Source organism: Pseudomonas sp. BW16M2 (assembly GCF_014268865.1).
In the GTDB taxonomy this organism is placed as follows: Bacteria; Pseudomonadota; Gammaproteobacteria; order Pseudomonadales; family Pseudomonadaceae; genus Aquipseudomonas; species Aquipseudomonas peradeniyensis.
This window is the reverse complement of the sequence record NZ_JABWRI010000031.1, coordinates 23,436-43,620: the sequence shown is the minus strand read 5'-3', so window position 1 is coordinate 43,620 and position 20,185 is coordinate 23,436. Positions and strand designations below refer to the sequence as shown.

The window sequence follows — 20,185 nt, the reverse complement described above, 5'->3', positions numbered from 1 at the left end:
TGCCCAGTAATTAAGGTCAGCACAGTCAGCGCAACAACTTCGCCACTCGCTCGGCACTGCCGCAAGCCAGGGTGAACCCCAGGGCTCCATGCCCCAGGTTCAGCCACAGGTTGCGATACCGCGTGGCGCCAATGATCGGCACCCCGGTCGGCGTCGCCGGCCGCATGCCCGCCCATTCCACCGCCTGCCCGTAGTCGGCGGCCCGGGGCAAGGTTTCCCGGGCCAGCCGTCGCATGCTCGCGAGCCTGCCGGCATCCACCGATTCGTCGTAGCCGACGATATCCACCATCGCCGCCACACGCAGTTGGTCTTCCAGCCGGGCATAGACGATCTTGCGTTCGTAGTCGGTGATACTTAGCTCGGGCGCCCGATGCGCGGCGCCAATCGGCGCGGTCAGGCTGTAACCTTTCAAGGGATAGACCGGCAAATTCAAGCCCGGCAATGCCAGGCCAGCACTACGGTGCCCGGCGCTGAGCACCAGGTGCTGCACTTCCAGCCGCTCGTTGCCCATATCAAGCGCCAGCACCTGATCATCGTGCGCGATCAACCGTGTCACCGGCCGCCCCAACAGCAACCGGCATTGCCCGGACACTTCCAGGCGCTCGGCCAGGCGCAGGCAGAAACGGTGGCAATCGGCGACTTCCTCGCCCGGAGTGAACACACCGCCAACGAAGGGTGCATCGGCCAGCGCCGGATCGAGTCCACGCAGCTCGGCGGCATCCAGCGTTCGTTGGCTGTCGGGATCGAGCAAGTGTTGGCGCCCGTGGTCGAATGCACGCTGGGTACGGAATGCGACCAGCTTGCCATTGCGCCGCCAGGCGAAATCATCGAGGCCGTCCTGCTCGCGCCAACGCTGCAGAGCCGCCTGGCTTTCGAGCGCCAGGCTCAGCAGCTGAGCGGCATTACGGCGATTGACGGACGTTCGGCAGGCCATGACGAAAGCCGCCAGCCAATGCCACTGCGCCGGGTCCAGACGCACACGCAGGCGCAACGGCGAATCCCCCCGCAGCAGCCAGCCAAGCGCCTGCCACGGCACACCGGCATCGGCCAGAGGCGCCACGTAGCGGTACGAAAGTTGCCCGCCGTTGGCAAAGCTTGTGGCGCTGGCCAGGCTTTCACGGGCTTCGACCAGATCTACCTGCCAGCCGTCGCGCACTAGCGCATAAGCCGTCGCCAGGCCGACCACCCCGCCGCCGATCACTGTCACCCGCTGGTTCATGCATCCATTCCCGTCCAGGCCTGATGGCCCGACAGTAACAGCAGGTCAGGTCGGGCAGCCAGGCTCACCGTGATCGAGCCCCTGGCGCACGTTGCGGCTGAGCAGGGTCGCCTTGCCATCGCGCCAGGTCAGCGTGAGCACGTACAAGGTATCGAAGTCGTCGCGGTGCCAGTCTTCACTGAGCACCCGCTCCTCACCCAGGGCCTTGCCGGCCACGGTGTTGATCAGTTCCGGGAGATAACCGCGGGACCAGGCGGTGTAGACCGTCGCGTTGCGGTACTTGATACTGAGTAATTCGTCAGCCAGATCGTCGGTGTCGTTGGCGCCATAGTCGATGTTCACCGGCAAGCCGAGGCGGATGGCGCTGGGGCTGATGGTCATCAGCGGACGGATATAGCTGTAGCGCTCATCCTGGCTACCTTCCTCGACACCCCGCGAAGGGTTGGCGGCGAATACGTAGTCAGCCTTGCCGAAGCGCTCGGGCAGCAAGGTCGCGAGGTCCAGGGCGCGGTTGAGTCCCTGGCAGTTCAACTGCCCCAGCCCTTCGCCGGGCTTCTCGGCGTGGCGCAGGAAGACCAGGGTCTGGGTGCCATCCACGGGTTGCGCGCGGCTCTCGACCACAGCCAAGGCCAACGGCACAGCCGCAGCGGCGAGCGTCAGGCTCAACAACAGGTGGCGACGACGGCGAAGGAAGGTGGGCAGCTTCATCTGGGACGGACTCTTGTGGCAAGGGGTACTGGGTTGCCCCGCCACATGGTCCGGCAGCCCTGGCTGCTGGTCGTCCCTGTCGTGAATGCCATCCGTGGCAGCGAGTGAGGCTCAGAGTGCCTTCGACCCGTTTGGTTCCTCCCTGGGCGCACATGCCGTTCCATGGACAAAGGCCACGTTAACGCCTGTGTGTTGCTGAATTATTGCTCGCGGCTCAATCGTCCCGGGTCAGTACCTCCAGCAACTCGATCTCGAAGGTGAGGTCCGAATTCGGTGGAATCGAACCGACCGAGCGCTCGCCATAGCCCAGGTGCGCCGGCACCAGCAGCTTGCGCTTGCCGCCCACGCGCATGCCCATTAGGCCCTGATCCCAGCCCTTGATCACCCGGCCGGTGCCGATCACGCACTGGAACGGCTTGCCGCGCGACCAGGACGAATCGAACTCGCTGCCATCGGCCAGCGTGCCGCGGTACTGGGTGGTGATCAGCGCGCCCTTGACCACGGCCTTGCCGTCGCCTTCCTGTAGATCGATGACTTGCAGCTCACTGCTCATGGCAGGTTCCTCGAGACGGTTTTGGTGGGCGCCCTTTTCTCAGGAATATGCGGGTTTGGCAAGGCGGGTCGGCTCAAGACGGGGCGAACTGGTCGAAGATCTGTTGGCCGGTGAGGTTCTTGGTCTCGTTCTTGAAGCAGTACCAGGCGGGTTTTTCGTCGATGAAGATCTGCTCGGTGAAGGTCCAGTTTTCCGTGCCGTCCAGCAGGCCGACCGGAACGACGTAGAGGTTGCTCTCTTTCAGACGGTAGAACAGGTGCGTGCCACACTGGCCGCAGAAGCCGCGCTGGGCCCAGGGGGAGGAATCATAGACGCGGGGGGCTGGGCCTTCGAACTGTGGGGGTTCGGCGCAATGTACCGCCAGCAGCGGGCCACCGGTCCATTTGCGACACATGCTGCAATGGCAGGCGCTGACATGGGTATTGTCGATTGTTGCGCTCAGGCGGGTTGCGCGGCACAGGCAACTGCCTTGTTTTTCCACGGGCATCTTGGGGCTCCTTGCGGTTGTTCCGGGGAGTTGCAGTATAGGCGCAGGCTCCCGACATGTCCGGTATCGCGCTGCCGCAGGCCAGGGTGAAGCCCAGCCCGCCATGCCTGATCTTCAACCACAGTAGGCAGGCCCCAACGGCTGAAACGAAGGCGCTTGTTTTTCAGGCATGCACAGGTTTGGCAAGTGTGCATGGCCTCCAAGCCGGCTCACATCCGCACGACCTAGCATTTTTGCCAGTTGTTGCACATCAGGACAATTTCTAACTTGAGAGTTCCGGCAATGCCTGTCCCCCGCGCCGGCCAGGAGAAGCACCTATGAGCAGCACATCCAAAACGCCCGCGAAAACAACTGCAACTACTGCACCCGCCACTCACATCACAACGACAACTACAACGACGTCAACACCTACAACAACCACAACCACAACCACAACTACAACCACCACAAATGGCACCAGCCCCATTTCCTACGCCAACCTGATGCCTCCGAAAATGGTGGACGCCGACGACGATGGCCAGGGAAATGGTGGCCTCGGTTATTATGACTTGTTGCACGACCCAAAGAAGATTCTTGAAACGCGTGTTGGCCCGTACCTCGACGTAGCGGATGGAGATGACATTCAGTTGTTTCTGGACGACACCATGATATACAGTCGATTCGTAAAAAAAGACGAGACCGGCGTCATAGTGCTAGAACCTACTGCAGAACACTTTATAAATACAAAAGAAGGCTTGTATGGCCTCTGGTACAAGTTCATAAGTTTCCCGGGCGGCATAGAATTCCCCTCGGATAAAACCGAGCTCTATATCAAGACCACGATCCCCGGGGACCCTGATAAAGACCTGCCGCTCCCAGACGAGAACTACAAGCTGGAAAAAGCGTCGATCGTCCCTGAGTGGTTAGCAGGGGACACCGAGAAGGTCACCATAACGGTTCCCAAATGGACTTACCAATCCAGATACGACACCTTGACGATACATTGGTCTGGTTTCGAACACAGTATCCGAATTGATGATATCGATAATGACACGGTGATCGTCCTCGACGACTTGCAACCCAAGATCCCTGGCGGCAGAACTTCGCTGACCTACAGCATTACCGACGATGCAGGCAATTACTCGCTCCTGGCCCCGCCCACGACGGTGGACGTGGACTTCGACTATCCCGAACAGCCTGGCGCACCGCGCGTTCTTGTCGACGGTCAGGAAGACCAAGAGATCGACATGAGGTACCTGTTGACCGCCGACCTGGCTGTTGTGGTGCCTGCGGATGAGAAGCTGCTGCCCGGACAAATTGTCGTCGTTGAAGCGTATGGTCGGAACGCCGATGGCGTAGACATGCCTTTTACAAGTGAACCACAGAACGTCGGCTCTCCGGTTGGAGACATGTTGTTCAAAATTCCCAATGACTTCGTAAAAGCATTGGTGAACGGTTCGATCCGTGTCGCCTACCACGTGGACGGGCAACATCTTTCGAAAAGTGCTTTCCGGCCGGTAATCTATTCTGTCATTGAAGCCCCCACGCTTCCCCAAGCCAGGAACAACAAGCTGGATTACCTACGCGATGTGCAGCCCGATCAACATCTCAAGGTCGATGTGGAGCCTTACCCCGGTATGCGAGCTGGACAAAAGGTCACTGTAGTGTGGAAGGCAACGGGCGTTGTTGAATGGCGCAGCGAGGAGAAAATAGTCCGTTCGAGGGAGACCCTGAATTTCTTGTTGCCGGACTCGCTGGCGATGGGGGGCTACTCAACTGAGGTCTTGGTGACCAGTTTCGTCAATGGCATAGCCTCGACGCCCCGCAAGGTGACTATCGAGCCCCAGGCTGTGGGTACACCGGCCATCAAGATCACCTCGAACGGCGACAAATACACCGCCGATGTGGACTTTTCGAACCGAGAGGATGGCGACCAAGTCAACATCATTATCAATGGCCGCGTGAGAAAACAAACCTCTTCTTACCACCCACTTGACGAAACAGGCCAGGCAACAATCCAGGTCTCGGATTCCTGGATCACAGAGAACCGAGGCGGTCCCGTCCTGTTCAACTACAGCATCTGGCGTCGCAAGGAGACTACCTACTTCTTCTCACCTCCCGCGTTCATTCAACTTTGAACCAGCGACCAGGGCCCAAGCCGGGCCCTGGCAATCCATGCCGCTTTCCTCGCACCTGAAAACTAGCATTTTTGTCAGGTTACTTCCCATCACCCTTGGCTCAAGCTACCCGCACGCATGAGCCAGGAAGTGACGCCCATGTTCACCTTTTCCCGTGCCAAGCTCAGACTATTCCTACAGCCTCAATTCACTTCTTCCCGCACTCTTCAACGCTCCCCGAATGCCTGTCCCACTTACTTATTCGCGTCGGAGTCTACGATGAAAAAAGACCTGTGCCTGCGTGTCCGCAGGCCGTATCGATTTGCCTGTGTCCTGCTGCTCGGCTGCATGCCCCTGGCCACTGCGGGCGTCCTTGAAGGGCGCAGTGAACAGGCCACGGTCGAGGCCGGCAGCCCTGCGGAGTCGTGGCAGGTGAGCAATGGCGCCACCCTGAACATGAACGCCGGCAGCCAGGCCGATGCCTCGGATTCGTCCTCGGGCTTGGCGATATCACTGACCCAAGGCGCTAACCTCAACGCCACTGGCGCCACCATCAGTGCCGCCGGGCGTGCGATTCTCAACAACGACAGCAATGTCGCCTTGGAACGCACCCATGTGATCGCCACCAGTGATGGCACCAGCGCCTTGTCTGGCGTCGCACTGCAGATGTACGGCGGCACCAGCACCATCGGCGACGAATCGAAGCTCGAGGGCGACCTCCACGCAATTGCCATCAGCTCGGACAGCCGAGGTGATAACCCCGGTAATCAAGAAGCCACCCTGAACATCGCCAACAGCACGCTGATCTCGACCACCGGCAGCGCGATCCATGTCGGCAAGGCCTTCGACTCGGAACCTATCGCCCCCATAGCCCATATCAACCTTAGCGATGGCACCGTGGTGGAAGCAGGGAACGGAACCTTGCTCGAGGTGGAAGACGACGCCAGCGTGTTCCTGACCATCAAGACCAGTGAAATCGAAGGCGATATCGTCTCTGCCGACACCGCCACGACCCATGTGGCACTCGGTGAACAAGCCATATTGCGTGGTGCGATGCAGGGCGTGGACCAGCTCGATGTCGGCGGCTCTGCACAATGGATCGTCACCGCTGACTCCTCCATCGACAAACTTCTTACCAACAGTGGCAGGATCACCTTTCAAAACGACAGGGAAGGCGACGAACCCGGCCGAATTCTGACCGTGCATGGCAACTATGTCGGCGTCGATGGGAGCAGCATAGAATTCAACGCCAAGCTGGAGGGCGATGCCTCGGTAACCGACAGGTTGATCATCGAAGGCGATACCAGCGGCACCACGTCGGTCAGTGTCAACAACCTCGGCGGATCCGGCGCCAAGACCTTGAACGGTATCGAACTGATCACCGTCGGCGGCGCCTCCAACGGGGAATTCACTCAGTCAGGTCGCATCGTCGCCGGGGCCTATGACTATCAACTGGTACGGGGTGAAGGCGACAACTACGGCAACTGGTACCTGCGAAATGAACTGATCGATCCGGGCAACCCGGATGCGCCAATCCTGATCGTCCGTCCCGAAGGCGGCGCCTACGCGGCCAACCTGTACGCGATGAGCACGTTGTTCGACGCCAGTGTCGGCCAGCGCGGCGGCGACACCGAACGTGCAGACACCCTGGCGGCCGATGGCCGTTCGACCAACCTGTGGATGAAGCACAGCGGCGGGCACCAGCGCAGCACCGACAGCAGCGGGCAACTCAACACCCATGTCAGTCGCAACGCCACGCTGTTCGGCGCCGACCTCGCCGGCGGCTCGACTTATGCCGGCGGCGCCTGGCGCGCCGGGGTCTTTGCCGGCTACGGCAACAGCCATGGCAACAGCACCTCGCAGCTGACCAACCACTCCGCCAGCAGCCAGGTCAAGGGCTATACCACCGGTGTCTATGGCACCTGGTTTGCCAACGGTAACAGCGAACAGGGCCTGTACACCGACGCCGTGCTGCAGTACAGCTGGTTCGACGCCCAGGTCTCCGGCGACGACGTGGCCACCGAGCGCTACAGTGCCAAGGGCGTCTCCACGTCACTGGAAGCCGGCTATGTGTTCAGCGACCGCTTCGACGACGGCGATGCCTGGTACCTGCAACCCAAGGCCAAGGTGGTCTGGTCGGGTGTGACCCCCGACGATCACCGTGAAGACAACGGCACCGTCGTCTCCACCCAGGGCAGCGATACCCTGAGCGTCAGTGTCGGCGCCCGCGCCTCGCTCAAGCTGAACTACACCGGCGATGACACCCTGGCCGACAGCTTCAAGCCCTTCGTCGAAACCAACTGGATCCACAACAACCGCCAGGCCGGCGTCAGCCTCGATGGCGTCAGCGTGACCCAGGCAGGCACCCGCAATATCGCCGAGTTCAAGGCCGGCGCGGAAGGCCGCATCAACCGCGATCTGACCATCACCGCGTCGCTGGCCCAGCAAGTGGGCAGCAACGACTTCTCCGACAGTGCGGCGTCCTTGGCCTTGCGCCTGTCGTTCTGACCTTCTGGGCATGTGTTGGACAACCCGACGCATGCCCTCCTGACACCCCACCCGCCAGCGCGACCTAGTAATTCTGTCAGCTTACAAGTTCGCGCTTTTTCCCGACTATGAACCTGCGTTCGTTTGCGCCGTGCCCGGTATCGAAACGACTTGGAGCACTGCCAAGGCCCGTCACCGCCTGCCCCAAACCTGAAGCCCTGACAGCACAGGAAAACAACCATGTCTGAACGTTATTTCATCGCCGAGTATCGGCCTGCCACCCTGCCGGCCAAATCCATTGCCTCGCAATGTGGTTGCCATAGCCGGCGCACCTACAAGGTGGTTCGAAAAGCTGCTCGCAATAATGCCAAGTGGGGCTTTGATGAGAAACTGGTGTTTCCCAAGGATGCGCTCGCTCCGCCCCTCCCGGGTGTCGAGGCAGACACCCTGTTGCTGGCAGGCTTCAGGAATCACCCCATCACGCTACGATTCAGGATCCCGGCTAAAGTTGTCGACCCAACCCAGGATGCCGTACTGCTTCTCGTGGACGGGAGCGCGTTCAGCATCCCCATCACCTTCGAGGGCTACAAGGCGGGGGACATCTTTTCCATCGAGCTGCCCGCCAGCGCTCGCAAGGAAGGCACCCATACAATCCAGTACCGCATACATTACTCGAACAACCAGTCGGAGGACGGCCCCCTCCAATCCTTCAAGGTCGATCTGACAGCGCCTGGCCTGCCGTCACTGGCCGAGTTGAACGTTGATCCCGCCATCCGCGATGGCGGGGTCACCTCGGCCACCCTCGAAATCCACAATGGCAAGCACTATCTCAAAACGACCCTCAATGGCTACAACGGTCTTGGAATAGGCGACAGGATCCGTGGCGTGATCGCCGACCTCGACGGGTTCGGCAGCACAACTGATGTCGAGCAGGAAATCGGGCCTGGCGACGAGATCATCCTGCGGTTCCTGAGGGAGGACATTGAACGTGCAGGGGATGGCCTTAAAACATTCGCCTATACCGTCACCGACCGCGCCGGCAATATTTCGCTCCCTTCGCGCCCCGTGACTCTCAAGGTATTGCTCGACGGCGAGCTGACCAACCTTCCGGCACCAGAAGTGGCAGACAGCAACGATGGCATCATCAACGATGAAGAGGCGCGCAATCCGCTGGAAGTGATCATCCCCGCCTATTCGGACAAACCCATTCTGCCAGGCGACGCGATCGAGCTGATCTGGGGTGATGCCCAACACGAACCGCTACCCATCCCCGATGGCGAGGAAGGTGCTCGCCTGCCGATGTACCCGGACTATGCAGCCCTTTACGACACCTGGAAGGCGCAATCGCAGGGGCGCGATGAAACCGCCCGCATCACCGTAAGCTACCGGATCATTCGCCAAGGCATGGTGGCCGGCACCTCCGCAGGGTTGGACGTGGTCATCAACCTGCACCAGGTGGGTGGCGATCCAGAGCCAGAGGTACCGACCCACCCGAACCTGCGCCCAGCCGTGCTGATGTCCTGGTCAGGGCAGCTCAACTACATCCCCAAAGATGACTATGACAAGGACGCCAGGCTCTTCGTACCTTGGTTTGACCGGCACTCACCGACGGCACCGGTACTGATCGAAAACGATGTGGTCCGGCTCAGGTATGGCACCCATGCGTTCCTCCCACGGACCGTCAGCGCCGCTGACGTCGGCAAAAAGGTCGACCTCGAGTTTGCCCTCACGGCCGACCTGATCGCAGGCCAAGGGGGAGGTACACAGGCCTTGACCTATGAGGTGGAACGCCCTGTCCAAGGCCCAACCCACAACACGTCAAAGGGGCCGGCCCAACCAGTGCTGGTTGACGCTGATGAGCAACTGCCCGGCGATGGCGACCTGGGAGAAGGTGAGTACGCGCCCCTCAAGTCCGCCTGCTGCATCGTCCCGACTGATCTCGAGAATGGCAAGATCGTGTATTTCGTAACGCCGCCCTACAAGCACAAGCGACCTGGCGACCTGATTGAAATCGACTTGGTTCAGGTTGATGGTATTGAACATACAAATAATGAGGCGCCTCTTGAGGAATCGAGAATCACCCTGTCCTATACGGTCCTCGATGCCAGTGAAGAAACCGAGGAGTACAAATTCCCACTTCCAACGGACAAGCTGCTCGCTCCCAAGAAACGCTGCCATATACATTCCACCTGGCGGGTCCTCAGGAATGGGAAACCGGTAGAGAACGACACCACCGCCCTGCTGATCGTGGACTCCCGCGGCACGCCTTGAGCCGCGCACGGCATTCCAGCCCTCCGTCCATGGGAACCCTTCGGTCGATACCGAGGGGCCTCCCACAACACGTGCGATAAAAGCGCACTCCTTGCCAGCTTCCTTCAGTGGCCACGCTCGCCAGCCACGGGCGACCTGGCAATTCTGTCAGGTTACAAGCGCGCGTTTTTTTCCGACCATGACCTTGTGATCGCATCGGCTGCGCCAGGTACCGGGACAGCCAGTAGAACTGCCGTGGCAGCGCCCGACGGGGCATATCGCACGGCAGCAACCCTGTGAATCCCCTAGCCTCTGGAATGCAACCATGTCAAAACGATCTTCTAGCATCGACGTGCACACACCCGGCAAGGTGCCAAGCCAATCCATTGCCAGGCAAGGACATTGCCAATGCCCAATGGTCTACAAGACGCCCCGCAAACGGTCACCAGGCATACTGGGCTTTACTGATCCCTTGGTGTTTCCGGCAGACGCCCTGGCGGAATTGCCGCCATCCGGCGTTGCAGATAATTTATTGTTGGCAAGCGTCGAGAAGGATACGCTCAAGCTCACATTTCCAGTGCCTGACACGATCAAGGAGCCGGAGAAGGATAAAGTGCAACTGGTAGTAGATGGTGTTCCATTGGATCCGCCCGTCATGTTCACAGGTAAAGAACCTGGGGACCCTTTTGAACTCGACCTGCCTGCTTCTGTTCGCACCGAAGGCCCCCACACGATCATCTACAAAGTCATATACTCCGGTAGTGGAACAGAGAGCGGCCCAGCACAATCCTTCATTGTCGACCGGACCGCGCCTGGCGAGCCCTTGCTGGCCGAGTTGATTGTCGACGAGCTAATCAAAACGAACGGGCTGACCTCGGACAAACTCACGGAAGAGAGCGGCGAGCAATACCTGGAATGCACCATCGCCGGTTATGGCGGCCTGGCGCCCGGCGACATCATCGAGGGGACAATCAGCAGCACGTTACGTTCTCGACGCAAAGCCCGGGGGAGCATGCGTCATCGTCCCAAGGACGGATTGACGCTGCGCTTCCTGCGGGCAGATATCGAGGCCTTGGGAGATGGTACCCTCGTTTTCACCTACAAAGTCACGGATCGGGCGGGCAATGTTTCGAGGGTGTCCCTCCCGCTGACGTTGAGGGTACTCCTCAAGGGGGAGCTGACAGGCCTGCTCGCCCCGCTGATTGCTGCTCACGGTGATGGTCTCATCATCGATGCAGAAGCACGCGAGCCTCTGGAACTGGTCGTGCCCGCCCATACTGGCACGCCGGCTATCCAGAAGGGTGACGAGATTGAACTGGTGTGGGGTGACGCCGTGCATGATCTGGAGCCCATTCCACCTGGTGAAGAAGGTAATCCGCGGACTTTGTATCCCTCTTATGCAGCCCTCTACGATACCTGGAAGAAGGCAACGGCAGGTGACAACCTGGTCGCCAGTATCGAGGTGTTCTACCGCATTATTCGAAACGGTATTGTTGCCGGCAAATCGCTGATCACCACAGTGGCGGTCAACTTGTTCCAGGTCGGGGGCGATCCAAATCCAGATCCGGAAGATCCGGTGCATCCGAACCTGCGCCCCCCTTATTTGGAGACCGCGAGCAAACAATACAATGAAATCCCCAGTGATGAATTCGACCAGGACGCCACGATCTACATACCGTTGTACGATCGTAAATTCCCACCCGGGAAGGTCTTGGAGAAGGACGACAAGGTCTTGGTCTTTTATGGTGCGATAGCGTTTCCTGTACGTACTGTCACCCAACAGGAAGCGGACGGTACGGACGATCTGCAGTTCACCCTGACTGCCACCCAGATCGCGCAGGAAGGCTCTGGTTCAAAACCGCTCTACTTCATGGTAACACGAGCGATCACAGGGGGGGCGGAGAATACTTCGCTGTCCTATGAACAACCGATCTCGGTGCACGGAAACGATGAACTACCGGGCGAAGGAAGCCTCGACGATGGTGAATATGCCCCTCTCAATGCCTCCGGCAGAATCACAAGGGACGAGATCAATCGAGGGGTCAAGTTCATTACACCGCACTATGCGAACAAGAAGCTGGGTGACACTATTTCGATCGAGCTGTACCAGGCCGTTGGTGGTACACACGACGGTAGCGAAACGCCTATCGAAGGGAGCAGATACTCCTTCTTGAAAACCGTTGGTGAAAACGATAAAGCCAAAGAAACAGAGTTTGAAATCCCGGCACATCACCTGTTGTTCCCAAATGACTTTTGCCATATCCATGCCACATGGACCGCGACAAATGAATTTGGGCCTGTATCAAATTCCACGACTCCCGTGGTAATTGTCGACACCCGCGGCGATAACGCTGAGTCTAAAAACAAGTCCTAACTACAGTAAACAATGGCAAGCATGCACCATCAGCGTACCCCCTCCGGGGGTACGCCCTCTTCGTTACAAAGTCACCGTACCGCGTAAATACAACGCCGCATGACCACTGATGATTACCCGGCCATTGCCCGGCTGTTCACAGACCAGCTGCCCCTTGCGCGCCCCACCCTGTTCGCAACGAAGCCGTGCCAGCCCAAGCCGCTCGGCCCAATAAGGGACCAACGAGGTATGCGCCGAGCCGGTGACCGGATCTTCATTGACTCCGACCCGAGGCCCGAACCAACGTGTGACGAAATCGAACCCTCCCCCCGGCGCCGTCACCGCGATGCCGCGCACGTCGAAGCGAGACAAAGCCACGAAGTCGGGCTGCAAGGCCGCAAGCTCCGCTGGGTCATCGATCACCACGATGTAGTCGTCGGTACGATACAGGCCTCGCGCACTGGCCAGGCCCAGGGCCTCCAGCAAGCCTGCGGGCATGTCCGCCGCCAGCGGCTGCTTGGCCGGGAAATCCATCGCCAACAGATCCTCGGCGCCGCGGCTGACCCGCAGTTCACCGCTGCGGGTGTTGAAGCGCATCACTTCACGCTGCTCGCCCAACTGCTCGAACAGCACCCAGGCCGACGCCAGGGTGGCATGACCGCACAGATCGACTTCGACCGTCGGGGTGAACCAGCGCAGGTCGTAGCCTTGACCATTGCGAACGAAATAGGCGGTCTCGGACAGGTTGTTTTCCTCGGCGATACGCTGCAGCAGCGCATCGGGTAGCCAGCTGTCGAGGGGAATCACTGCCGCCGGGTTGCCGCCGAACGGCGTGGCGGAAAAGGCATCGACCTGGAAGATCTCGAGTTGCATGCAGCACTCCTTGGGTAAGTGAAAGCAAAGGCTATTCGCGTACTGGCGTGAGCACCGACTCGCCGGCAAAGAACGCCTGCAGGTTACGCAGCACCAGGCTGACCGTGTCGCGGGCGGCCTCGGGCGACTGGCCGGCGACATGGGGGGTGAGCACGGTATTGCCGAGGGCCTTGAGGGCATCGGGCACGCCGGGTTCGTCATCGAACACATCGAGCGCGGCACCGGCAATCCGCCCTTGGGCCAGGGCGGCGACCAGCGCCTGGGTATCGACCACGCTGGCGCGGGCGATATTCATCAGGTAGCCCTCGGCGCCCAGCGCGTCGAGCACCTGCGCGTCGACCAGGTGCTGGGTGCCGGACCCGCCTGGGGTGGCGACGACCAGGATATCGACGGCATCGGCCAGGTGCAGCGGGCTGTCGTACCAGGTGTAGGGCACATCGTTGCGCGGGGTACGGCTGTGATAGCTGACGGGCATGTCGAAGCCGAGGCTGGCACGCTTGGCGATTGCCAACCCCACCGCGCCCAGCCCCAGGATGCCCAGGCGTTTGCCGCTCACCGACGGGCTGATCACCCGCTGCCATTCGCCACGGCGGGTGCTGGCGTCGGCACGGGGGATGTCGCGCAACAGGGCCAGCAGCAGGGCCAGGGCGTGGTCGGCCACGGCGGCGGCATTGGCACCGGCGCCATTGGTGACGGTGATGCCACGGGCAGCGGCGGCGGCCAGGTCGACCTGCTCGTAGCCGGCACCGATCACACAGATGATCTGCAGCTTGGTCAGTGTGGCTATTTCGTCGGCCGTGAGACCCAGCGGGCCGCGGGTAAGCACGGCGTCGATTTCGCCTGCGTGACGGGCGATGGCGTCGGCGCGCATCTGCGGCGACGGTGCGCGGATCAGGCGATAGCCGGCCCGTTCCAATAGCGGCAGGTAGTCATCGACGGTTTCCACCAGCACCAGGACTGTCTTGCTCATGCCACCCTCCGGTTGAATGCGAAGGGGGATTATGCCAGCTGTTGGCGTCGCCGGCCTTATCGCGGGGCAAGCCCGCTCCCACGCCAGTGATGCTCATCGCTATTTGCGTGGGAGCGGGCTTGCCCCGCGATAAGGCCTCAACGGCAATTATTGCCCAAACGCCCTGCCCAACCCACCCGGCACGCCACTGCTGTCGGTGTCCTGCCACGGCCCGTTGGGGCTCAGCGACCAGCTCCAGCCATTGTTCCAGCGGTAATAGGTGCGCTGGCGGTAGAAGGTGTTGGGTTGCTTCTCCAGCACATAGACCCCCAGTTTCGGGTCCCAGTGACTGGCGCCCCCCGGCGGCGGCGCGAAGCTGGCGGAGGTGCGTGGCATCGGCTTGGGAATCGCCGCCGGCTTGCTCGGCTGGGTGCCGGGCTGGCCACCTGGCAGTGGCTTGACCACCGGCCCTTTGTGCGGCGGCGGGGTGCTCTCGATCGGCGGCAGCGGCTCACGCTCCCCCGGCTGGTGCACCGTACACGCGGAAAGACCCAGGGCCAGGGAAATCAGGGTCAGGCGGACGGTGCTGTTCATGGGGGTGCTCTCTTATGAGTCGGGGCTGTCGATGGTCACGCGCTGGGTGCCCTGGGTACCGGTGGCCAGCGGGGCGCTCTGGCCCTTCCATTCACCTTGGGTGGGCTGTCCGGCGCGCGAGACGCGGGCAACCAGTTGGACTTCGGCAAAGTCCGACAGTTTCATCTGCGGCATCATTGCGTCGGCATCGGACAGCTCCACCTCGATCGGCAGCTGCGCCACCGTCACCCGCTTGGCCGCCAGCGGCATGGGCGGGCCATTGCTGGCACGGGCGAAGATGAACACGGTGTCGTCCGGGCGCACCTTGTCCTTGAGCGCCGCAGCCAGCTCCACCCTCACCTTCAGGCGCGCCGTCTCGGCCACCTTGCCGCCACCGGCCTTGAGCTTGTCGGCGGCGCGGTCGATGCCGCCCTGCAGCGCGTCGCGGGACGCGTCACCCTGCGGCAACTGCGCCAGCAGACGCTGCCAGAAGTCGATGGCCTCCTGGTAGCGCTCGCCCTCGAAGGCGGCGATGCCGCGCAGGCCGAGGCTGGTGACCTCCCGTGGGTCGGCCTTGAGCGCTTCGTCGGTGAGTGCCTGCAATTGCGCCGACCACTGCTTGTCGGCGGCGAAGTACAGCGACTGCGCCCACTGCCCGAGCAGCTCGGGCTGACGCCCGGCCAGGGCCACGGCGCGCTCGAAGGCCTTGGCCGCGTCGGCTGGGCGCTGCTCGGCCATATAGGCACGACCTAGGAAGTACAGGCCTTCTGCAGAATCGGGCTGGGCCTGCACCGCACGCTCCAGGCGCGCGGTCATTTCCGTCATCGACTGTGGCGCGCGGGCGAACTCCTGGGTCAGCTCGACCTTGTCCGCGGCGCCGAAGTGCAGGTACAGCCCCAGGGCCATGGCCGGCACCAGCACCGCCGCCAGCAGCGGCACGGCCTTGCCCAGGTGGCCCTGGCGCGTCACCTCGCCGCGCTCGGTGTCGGCCAGCAGCTCACGGGCGGCCTCGTCACGACCATTGGCCAGTTGTTGTTCATCAAGAACGCCGGCCGCCTGCTGGGCAGTCAGTTCGGCGACGCGCTCTTCATAAAGCGCCACGTTAAGGGCGGTACGGTCCTGTTCGGCTTGCTGGCGGCGGTGACCGCGCAGGATCGGCAGCAGCAGGAAAGCCAGGGCGGCGAGCAGCAGCAGGCCCGCGCTAAGCCAGAATTCAGTCATGGTTACGTTCTTTATCCAGCAGTTTGGCCAGACGCTCGCGTTCGTCGGCGGACAGTTCGGTGTTGCCGGCCACGGCCTGGCCACGGCGACGGCGCACGATCAGCGCCAGCACCACGAAACCTCCAGCCAGGAGGATCCCCGGACCGAACCAGAGCAGCCAGGTGCGCCCGCTGAGCGCTGGCTTGTAGCGCACGAAGTCGCCATAGCGATCGACCATGAAATCGACGATCTGCTGATTGTTCTTGCCCTCGCCCAACATGCGGAAGATCTCGCGGCGCAGGTCGGCGGCGATGGGCGCGTTGGAGTCGGCTATGTCCTGGTTCTGGCACTTGGGGCAGCGCAGTTCCTTGGTCAGTTGCTGATAGCGCTCGCGCTCGGCGTCGTCACGGAACTGGTAGGTGTCGATGGCCGCCTTGGCCACGCCGGCCAGGCTCAGGCCGAGCACGGCGGCCGCCAGCCAGCGCCTCATGGCCGGGCCTCGTCGACCAGGCCCTGGTACAGCGGCGCCAGCTGTTCGCGCCACACCGTCGCATCGACCACGCCGACGTGCTTGTAGCGGATGATGCCCTTGGCGTCGATCAGGAAGGTTTCCGGCGCACCGTACACGCCCAGGTCCAGGCCCAGCGAGCCTTGCTGGTCGGCGATGTTCAGCTGGTACGGGTTGTGGAACTCGGCCAGCCACTTCAGCGCGGCGGCGTTGTCGTCCTTGTAGTTGACCCCGTGGATCACCACGCCCTGCTCGGCCAGCTGGTTCAGGTACGGGTGCTCGACCTTGCATGACGGGCACCAGGTGCCCCACACGTTGACCAGTGCCGGGCGGCCGATCAGGTCGGCCTGGGTGAGGCTGCGATCGCCCTGCACGCTCGCCAGCGCGAACGCCGGGAACGGCTTGCCGATCATCGCCGAAGGCAGTTCGTCGGGTTTCAAGAACAACCCCTTGTAGAGAAAGACCGCCACCAGCAGGAACACCGCCAGGGGCACCACCATGATCCAACGCTTCATGCAGTCGCTCCAGACACGCCCAGGGCCTCACGCACCCGGGTCTTGACCTTGACGCGGTAGCGTCGGTCGAAGGCCGCCAGCAAGCCGCCCAGGCCGGTCAGCAGACCGCCCAGCCAGATCCAGCGGACATAGGGTTTGATATGCACCCGCACCGCCCAGGCGCCGTTTTCCAGCGGTTCGCCCAGGGCGACATACAGGTCGCGGGTGAAGCCAGCGTCGATACCGGCCTCGGTCATCATCGACTGCTGCACGGTGTACAGGCGTTTTTCCGGGTGCAGCACGGACACCTCGCGGCCATCGCGCGAGACACGCACGGTGCCCTTGTCGGAAATGAAGTTCGGACCTTCGAAGTGCTTGGCGCCCTCGAACAGGAAGTGATAGCCACCCAGTTCGACAGTCTCGCCCGGCGCCATGCGCAGGTCGCGCTCGGCGCTGTTGTTGCTCGACAGCACCACGCCCAGGGCGCACACCACCAGGCCCAGGTGCGCCAGGTGCATGCCCCAGTAGCTGCGGCTCAGGCCCGCCAGCCCCTTGCCCAGGCCCTTGTGACGGGTCTTGTCGAGGATGTCGCGCACGCCGCTCAGGACCACCCAGGCGGCCAAGGCGAACACGCTCAGGGCCGGCCAGTCGAAGTCGTCGACGATCAGCCCGGCGACCGGCGCCAGCACCGCGCTGCCGACAAGCACCGGGGTCAGCATGCCGGCCAGCCACTTGCCCGGGGTGTCCTTCCAGCGCACCACCACGCCCACGCCGAGCACCACCATCAGCAACGCCATCAGCGGCAGGAACAGGGCGTCGAAGTAAGGTGGGCCGACCGACAGCTTGGCCCCGGTCAGGGCATCGAGCACCAGCGGGTAGAGGGTGCCGAGCAAGATCATCGACGCCGCCACCACCAGCACCAGGTTGTTGGCCAGCAGCAGGGTTTCACGGGACCACAGGGCAAAGCCCACCTGGCTCTTGACCACCGGCGCGCGCAGGGCGAACAGGGTCAGCGAGCCACCGACCACGAACAGCAGGAAGATCAGGATGAAGATGCCGCGCGACGGATCAGCGGCGAACGCGTGCACCGAGGTCAGCACGCCGGAACGTACCAGGAAGGTCCCCAGCAGGCTTAAGGAGAACGCGGCGATGGCCAGCAGCACGGTCCAGCTCTTGAACACCCCGCGCTTTTCGGTGACCGCCAGCGAGTGGATCAGCGCCGTGCCCACCAGCCAGGGCATGAACGAGGCGTTCTCGACCGGGTCCCAGAACCACCAGCCACCCCAGCCCAGCTCGTAGTAGGCCCACCACGAGCCGAGGGTGATGCCCACGCCGAGGAAGGCCCAGGCGACGATGGTCCAGGGCCGCGACCAGCGCGCCCAGGCGGCGTCGAGACGACCGCCCAACAAGGCGGCAATGGCAAAGGCGAAGGCCACCGAGAAGCCCACGTAGCCCATGTACAGCATCGGCGGGTGGACGATCAGGCCAAAGTCTTGCAACAGCGGATTGAGGTCGCGACCATCCCCCGGCACCTGCGGCAGCAGGCGCGAGAACGGGTTGGAGGTGATGATCAGGAAGCTCAGGAAGCCCACGCTGATCATGCCCATCACCGCCAGCACGCGGGCCAGCATCAGCTGCGGCAACTGCCGCGAGAAGATCGACACGGCGAAGGTCCAGCCGCCGAGGATCAGCGCCCACAGCAGCAGCGAGCCTTCGTGGGCGCCCCACACAGCGCTGAACTTGTAGTACCAGGGCAAGGCACTGTTGGAGTTGCTGGCGACGTAGGCGACCGAGAAGTTGTCGGTCATGAAGGCGTGGGTGAGGCAGGCGAAGGCAAACGCCAGGAAGGCGAACTGCCCCCAGGCCGCCGGCCGCGCCAGGCCCATCCACAGGCTGTCGCCGCGCCAGGCGCCGAGCAGCGGTACAGTGGCCTGCACGGCGGCGAAGCAGATCGCCAGGATCATCGCCAACTGGCCGAGCTCGGGGATCACCAGGGCCGCATTCATGGCTTGGCTCCCGCGTCGCTGGCGGCCTGGCCGCTTTCCTTCAGGGCCTTGGTGACTTCCGGCGGCATGTATTTCTCATCGTGCTTGGCCAGCACCTCGTCGGCCACCACCACGCCGTCGGCGTTGAGCTTGCCGAGGGCGACGATGCCCTGCCCTTCGCGGAACAGGTCGGGGAGGATGCCGCGGTAGGTGATCGGCACCGACTTGGTGTAGTCGGTGACCACGAAGCGCACGTCGAGGGAGTCGGCCGAGCGCTGCACCGAGCCTTTCTCGACCATGCCGCCGGCGCGGATGCGGGTGTCCAGCGGCGCCTCGCCGTTGGCGATCTGCGTCGGGGTGTAGAACAGGTTGATGTTCTGCTGCAGCGCGCTCAGGGCGAAGCCCACGGCGACGCCGACACCGGCCAGCAGGCCGAGGATGATGAACAGGCGTTTCTTGCGCTGCGGATTCACGGTTTGCTCTCCCGGCGCAGACGACGCGCCTCTTCTTGCAGGTAGCGGCGACGGGCCAGCAGGGGCGCGGCGACATTCAGCGCCAGCACCGCCAGGCAGATGCCGTAGGCCGACCAGACGTACAGGCCATGGTGGCCCATGGCGAGAAAATCACTGAAGGACGCAAAGCTCATCGTACCGCCTCCCGTCCGAGCTGCCCCAGCACCTCATCCTTGACCCAACTGGCGCGGGCTTCGCGCTTGAGCACTTCGAGGCGCATGCGCAGCAGCAGCACGGCGCCGAAGAAACAATAGAAGCCCAGCGCGGTGAGCAGCAGCGGTAGCCACATCTCAACGGGCATTGCCGGTTTTTCGGTGAGGGTGAAGGTGGCGCCCTGGTGCAGGGTGTTCCACCACTCCACCGAGTACTTGATGATCGGGATGTTGACCACGCCGACGATCGCCAGCACTGCGCAGGCCTTGGCCGCGCTGTCGCGGTTGCTGATGGCCTGGCCCAGGGCGATGATGCCGAAGTACAGGAACAGCAGGATCAGCATGGATGTCAGGCGCGCGTCCCAGACCCACCAGCTGCCCCAGGTAGGCTTGCCCCAGATCGCCCCGGTCACCAAGGCCACCGCGGTCATCCAGGCGCCGATGGGCGCCGCGCACTGCAGCGCGACGTCGGCCAGCTTCATCTTCCACACCAGCCCCACCACCCCCGCCACCGCGAGCATCACGTAGCACGACTGGGCGAGCATGGCGGTCGGCACGTGGATATAGATGATGCGGAAACTATTGCCCTGCTGGTAGTCCTGGGGGGCGAAGGCCAGGCCCCAGGTGATGCCGACCAGCAGCAGCACGATAGAGGAAACGGTCAGCCACGGCAGCATGCGGCCGCTGATGGCATAGAACCATTTGGGGGAACCCAGCTTGTGGAACCACGTCCAACTCATTTTCATCAGGGTACATCCAGGGTATTGGCCGGGCTGCGGTGCCCGG

The 20,185-nt window shown here is 62.4% G+C and carries 18 protein-coding genes; 4 read left to right on the top strand and 14 right to left on the bottom strand.

From position 1 onward, the window contains the following. Nucleotides 1-25: 25 nt before the first annotated feature. From HU735_RS22180 to HU735_RS22165, 4 genes are all read right to left on the bottom strand, one after another. Nucleotides 26-1,219: a D-amino acid dehydrogenase gene (locus HU735_RS22180; protein ID WP_186715350.1), complete on the bottom strand. Its 1,194-nt coding sequence runs from the start codon at nt 1,217-1,219 to the stop codon at nt 26-28. Nucleotides 1,220-1,264: 45 nt separating this feature from the next. Then, the gene (locus HU735_RS22175) at nt 1,265-1,927 is read right to left on the bottom strand and encodes a histidine phosphatase family protein (RefSeq protein WP_186715349.1); all 663 of its coding nucleotides are present in this window, start codon (nt 1,925-1,927) and stop codon (nt 1,265-1,267) included. A 214-nt stretch (nt 1,928-2,141) separates the two neighbouring features. Beyond that, complete coding sequence (locus HU735_RS22170) at nt 2,142-2,480, bottom strand: FKBP-type peptidyl-prolyl cis-trans isomerase (RefSeq protein ID WP_186715347.1); 339 nt, start codon at nt 2,478-2,480, stop codon at nt 2,142-2,144. A gap of 73 nt (nt 2,481-2,553) precedes the next feature. After that, a complete protein-coding gene (locus tag HU735_RS22165; protein WP_186715345.1) occupies nt 2,554-2,967 on the bottom strand; it encodes a GFA family protein in 414 nt (137 codons plus the stop codon). 317 nt (nt 2,968-3,284) lie between these two features. Between HU735_RS22165 and HU735_RS22160 the strand changes: the two genes are divergently transcribed. From HU735_RS22160 to HU735_RS22145, 4 genes are all read left to right on the top strand, one after another. Then, nucleotides 3,285-5,084 (top strand): hypothetical protein, encoded by a 1,800-nt coding sequence (locus tag HU735_RS22160; RefSeq protein ID WP_186715343.1) that lies wholly within the window; start codon nt 3,285-3,287, stop codon nt 5,082-5,084. Between the two features lie 258 nt (nt 5,085-5,342). After that, nucleotides 5,343-7,571, top strand: coding sequence for an autotransporter outer membrane beta-barrel domain-containing protein (locus HU735_RS22155; RefSeq protein WP_186715342.1), 2,229 nt, complete (start codon nt 5,343-5,345; stop codon nt 7,569-7,571). A gap of 219 nt (nt 7,572-7,790) precedes the next feature. After that, nucleotides 7,791-9,821 carry a hypothetical protein gene (locus HU735_RS22150; RefSeq protein ID WP_186715341.1) on the top strand — a complete coding sequence of 677 codons (2,031 nt, stop codon included), beginning with the start codon at nt 7,791-7,793 and terminating at the stop codon, nt 9,819-9,821. Nucleotides 9,822-10,125: 304 nt separating this feature from the next. Next, entirely contained in the window at nt 10,126-12,174 is a 2,049-nt protein-coding gene (locus tag HU735_RS22145) for a hypothetical protein (protein ID WP_186715340.1), read from the top strand. A 63-nt stretch (nt 12,175-12,237) separates the two neighbouring features. On the opposite strand, the gene HU735_RS22140 is transcribed toward HU735_RS22145, so the two are convergent. The 10 genes from HU735_RS22140 to HU735_RS22095 all read right to left on the bottom strand — a co-directional run bounded on the left by HU735_RS22140 (nt 12,238) and on the right by HU735_RS22095 (nt 20,145). Continuing rightward, entirely contained in the window at nt 12,238-13,026 is a 789-nt protein-coding gene (locus HU735_RS22140) for a PhzF family phenazine biosynthesis protein (RefSeq protein ID WP_186715338.1), read from the bottom strand. A 31-nt stretch (nt 13,027-13,057) separates the two neighbouring features. After that, nucleotides 13,058-13,996 (bottom strand): NAD(P)-dependent oxidoreductase, encoded by a 939-nt coding sequence (locus tag HU735_RS22135; RefSeq protein ID WP_186715336.1) that lies wholly within the window; start codon nt 13,994-13,996, stop codon nt 13,058-13,060. Between the two features lie 147 nt (nt 13,997-14,143). Then, nucleotides 14,144-14,569, bottom strand: a complete 426-nt coding sequence (locus HU735_RS22130; protein ID WP_186715334.1) for a hypothetical protein — start codon at nt 14,567-14,569, stop codon at nt 14,144-14,146. 12 nt (nt 14,570-14,581) lie between these two features. After that, entirely contained in the window at nt 14,582-15,769 is a 1,188-nt protein-coding gene (ccmI, locus tag HU735_RS22125) for a c-type cytochrome biogenesis protein CcmI (protein WP_186715332.1), read from the bottom strand. After that, complete coding sequence (locus tag HU735_RS22120; RefSeq protein WP_186715331.1) at nt 15,762-16,238, bottom strand: cytochrome c-type biogenesis protein; 477 nt, start codon at nt 16,236-16,238, stop codon at nt 15,762-15,764. The genes ccmI and HU735_RS22120 overlap by 8 nt, the downstream gene beginning before the upstream one ends. Beyond that, nucleotides 16,235-16,771, bottom strand: a complete 537-nt coding sequence (locus tag HU735_RS22115) for a DsbE family thiol:disulfide interchange protein (RefSeq protein ID WP_050706642.1) — start codon at nt 16,769-16,771, stop codon at nt 16,235-16,237. The genes HU735_RS22120 and HU735_RS22115 overlap by 4 nt, the downstream gene beginning before the upstream one ends. Continuing rightward, on the bottom strand, nt 16,768-18,741 hold the full coding sequence (locus HU735_RS22110) for a heme lyase CcmF/NrfE family subunit (RefSeq protein WP_186715380.1): 1,974 nt from the start codon (nt 18,739-18,741) through the stop codon (nt 16,768-16,770). Before HU735_RS22110 ends, HU735_RS22115 begins: the two co-directional genes overlap by 4 nt. A gap of 11 nt (nt 18,742-18,752) precedes the next feature. Beyond that, nucleotides 18,753-19,208, bottom strand: coding sequence for a cytochrome c maturation protein CcmE (ccmE, locus tag HU735_RS22105; RefSeq protein WP_028691020.1), 456 nt, complete (start codon nt 19,206-19,208; stop codon nt 18,753-18,755). Further along, nucleotides 19,205-19,381, bottom strand: coding sequence for a heme exporter protein CcmD (gene ccmD, locus HU735_RS22100; protein WP_011534872.1), 177 nt, complete (start codon nt 19,379-19,381; stop codon nt 19,205-19,207). The genes ccmE and ccmD overlap by 4 nt, the downstream gene beginning before the upstream one ends. Beyond that, a complete protein-coding gene (locus HU735_RS22095) occupies nt 19,378-20,145 on the bottom strand; it encodes a heme ABC transporter permease (RefSeq protein WP_050706644.1) in 768 nt (255 codons plus the stop codon). The genes ccmD and HU735_RS22095 overlap by 4 nt, the downstream gene beginning before the upstream one ends. Nucleotides 20,146-20,185: the final 40 nt, after the last annotated feature.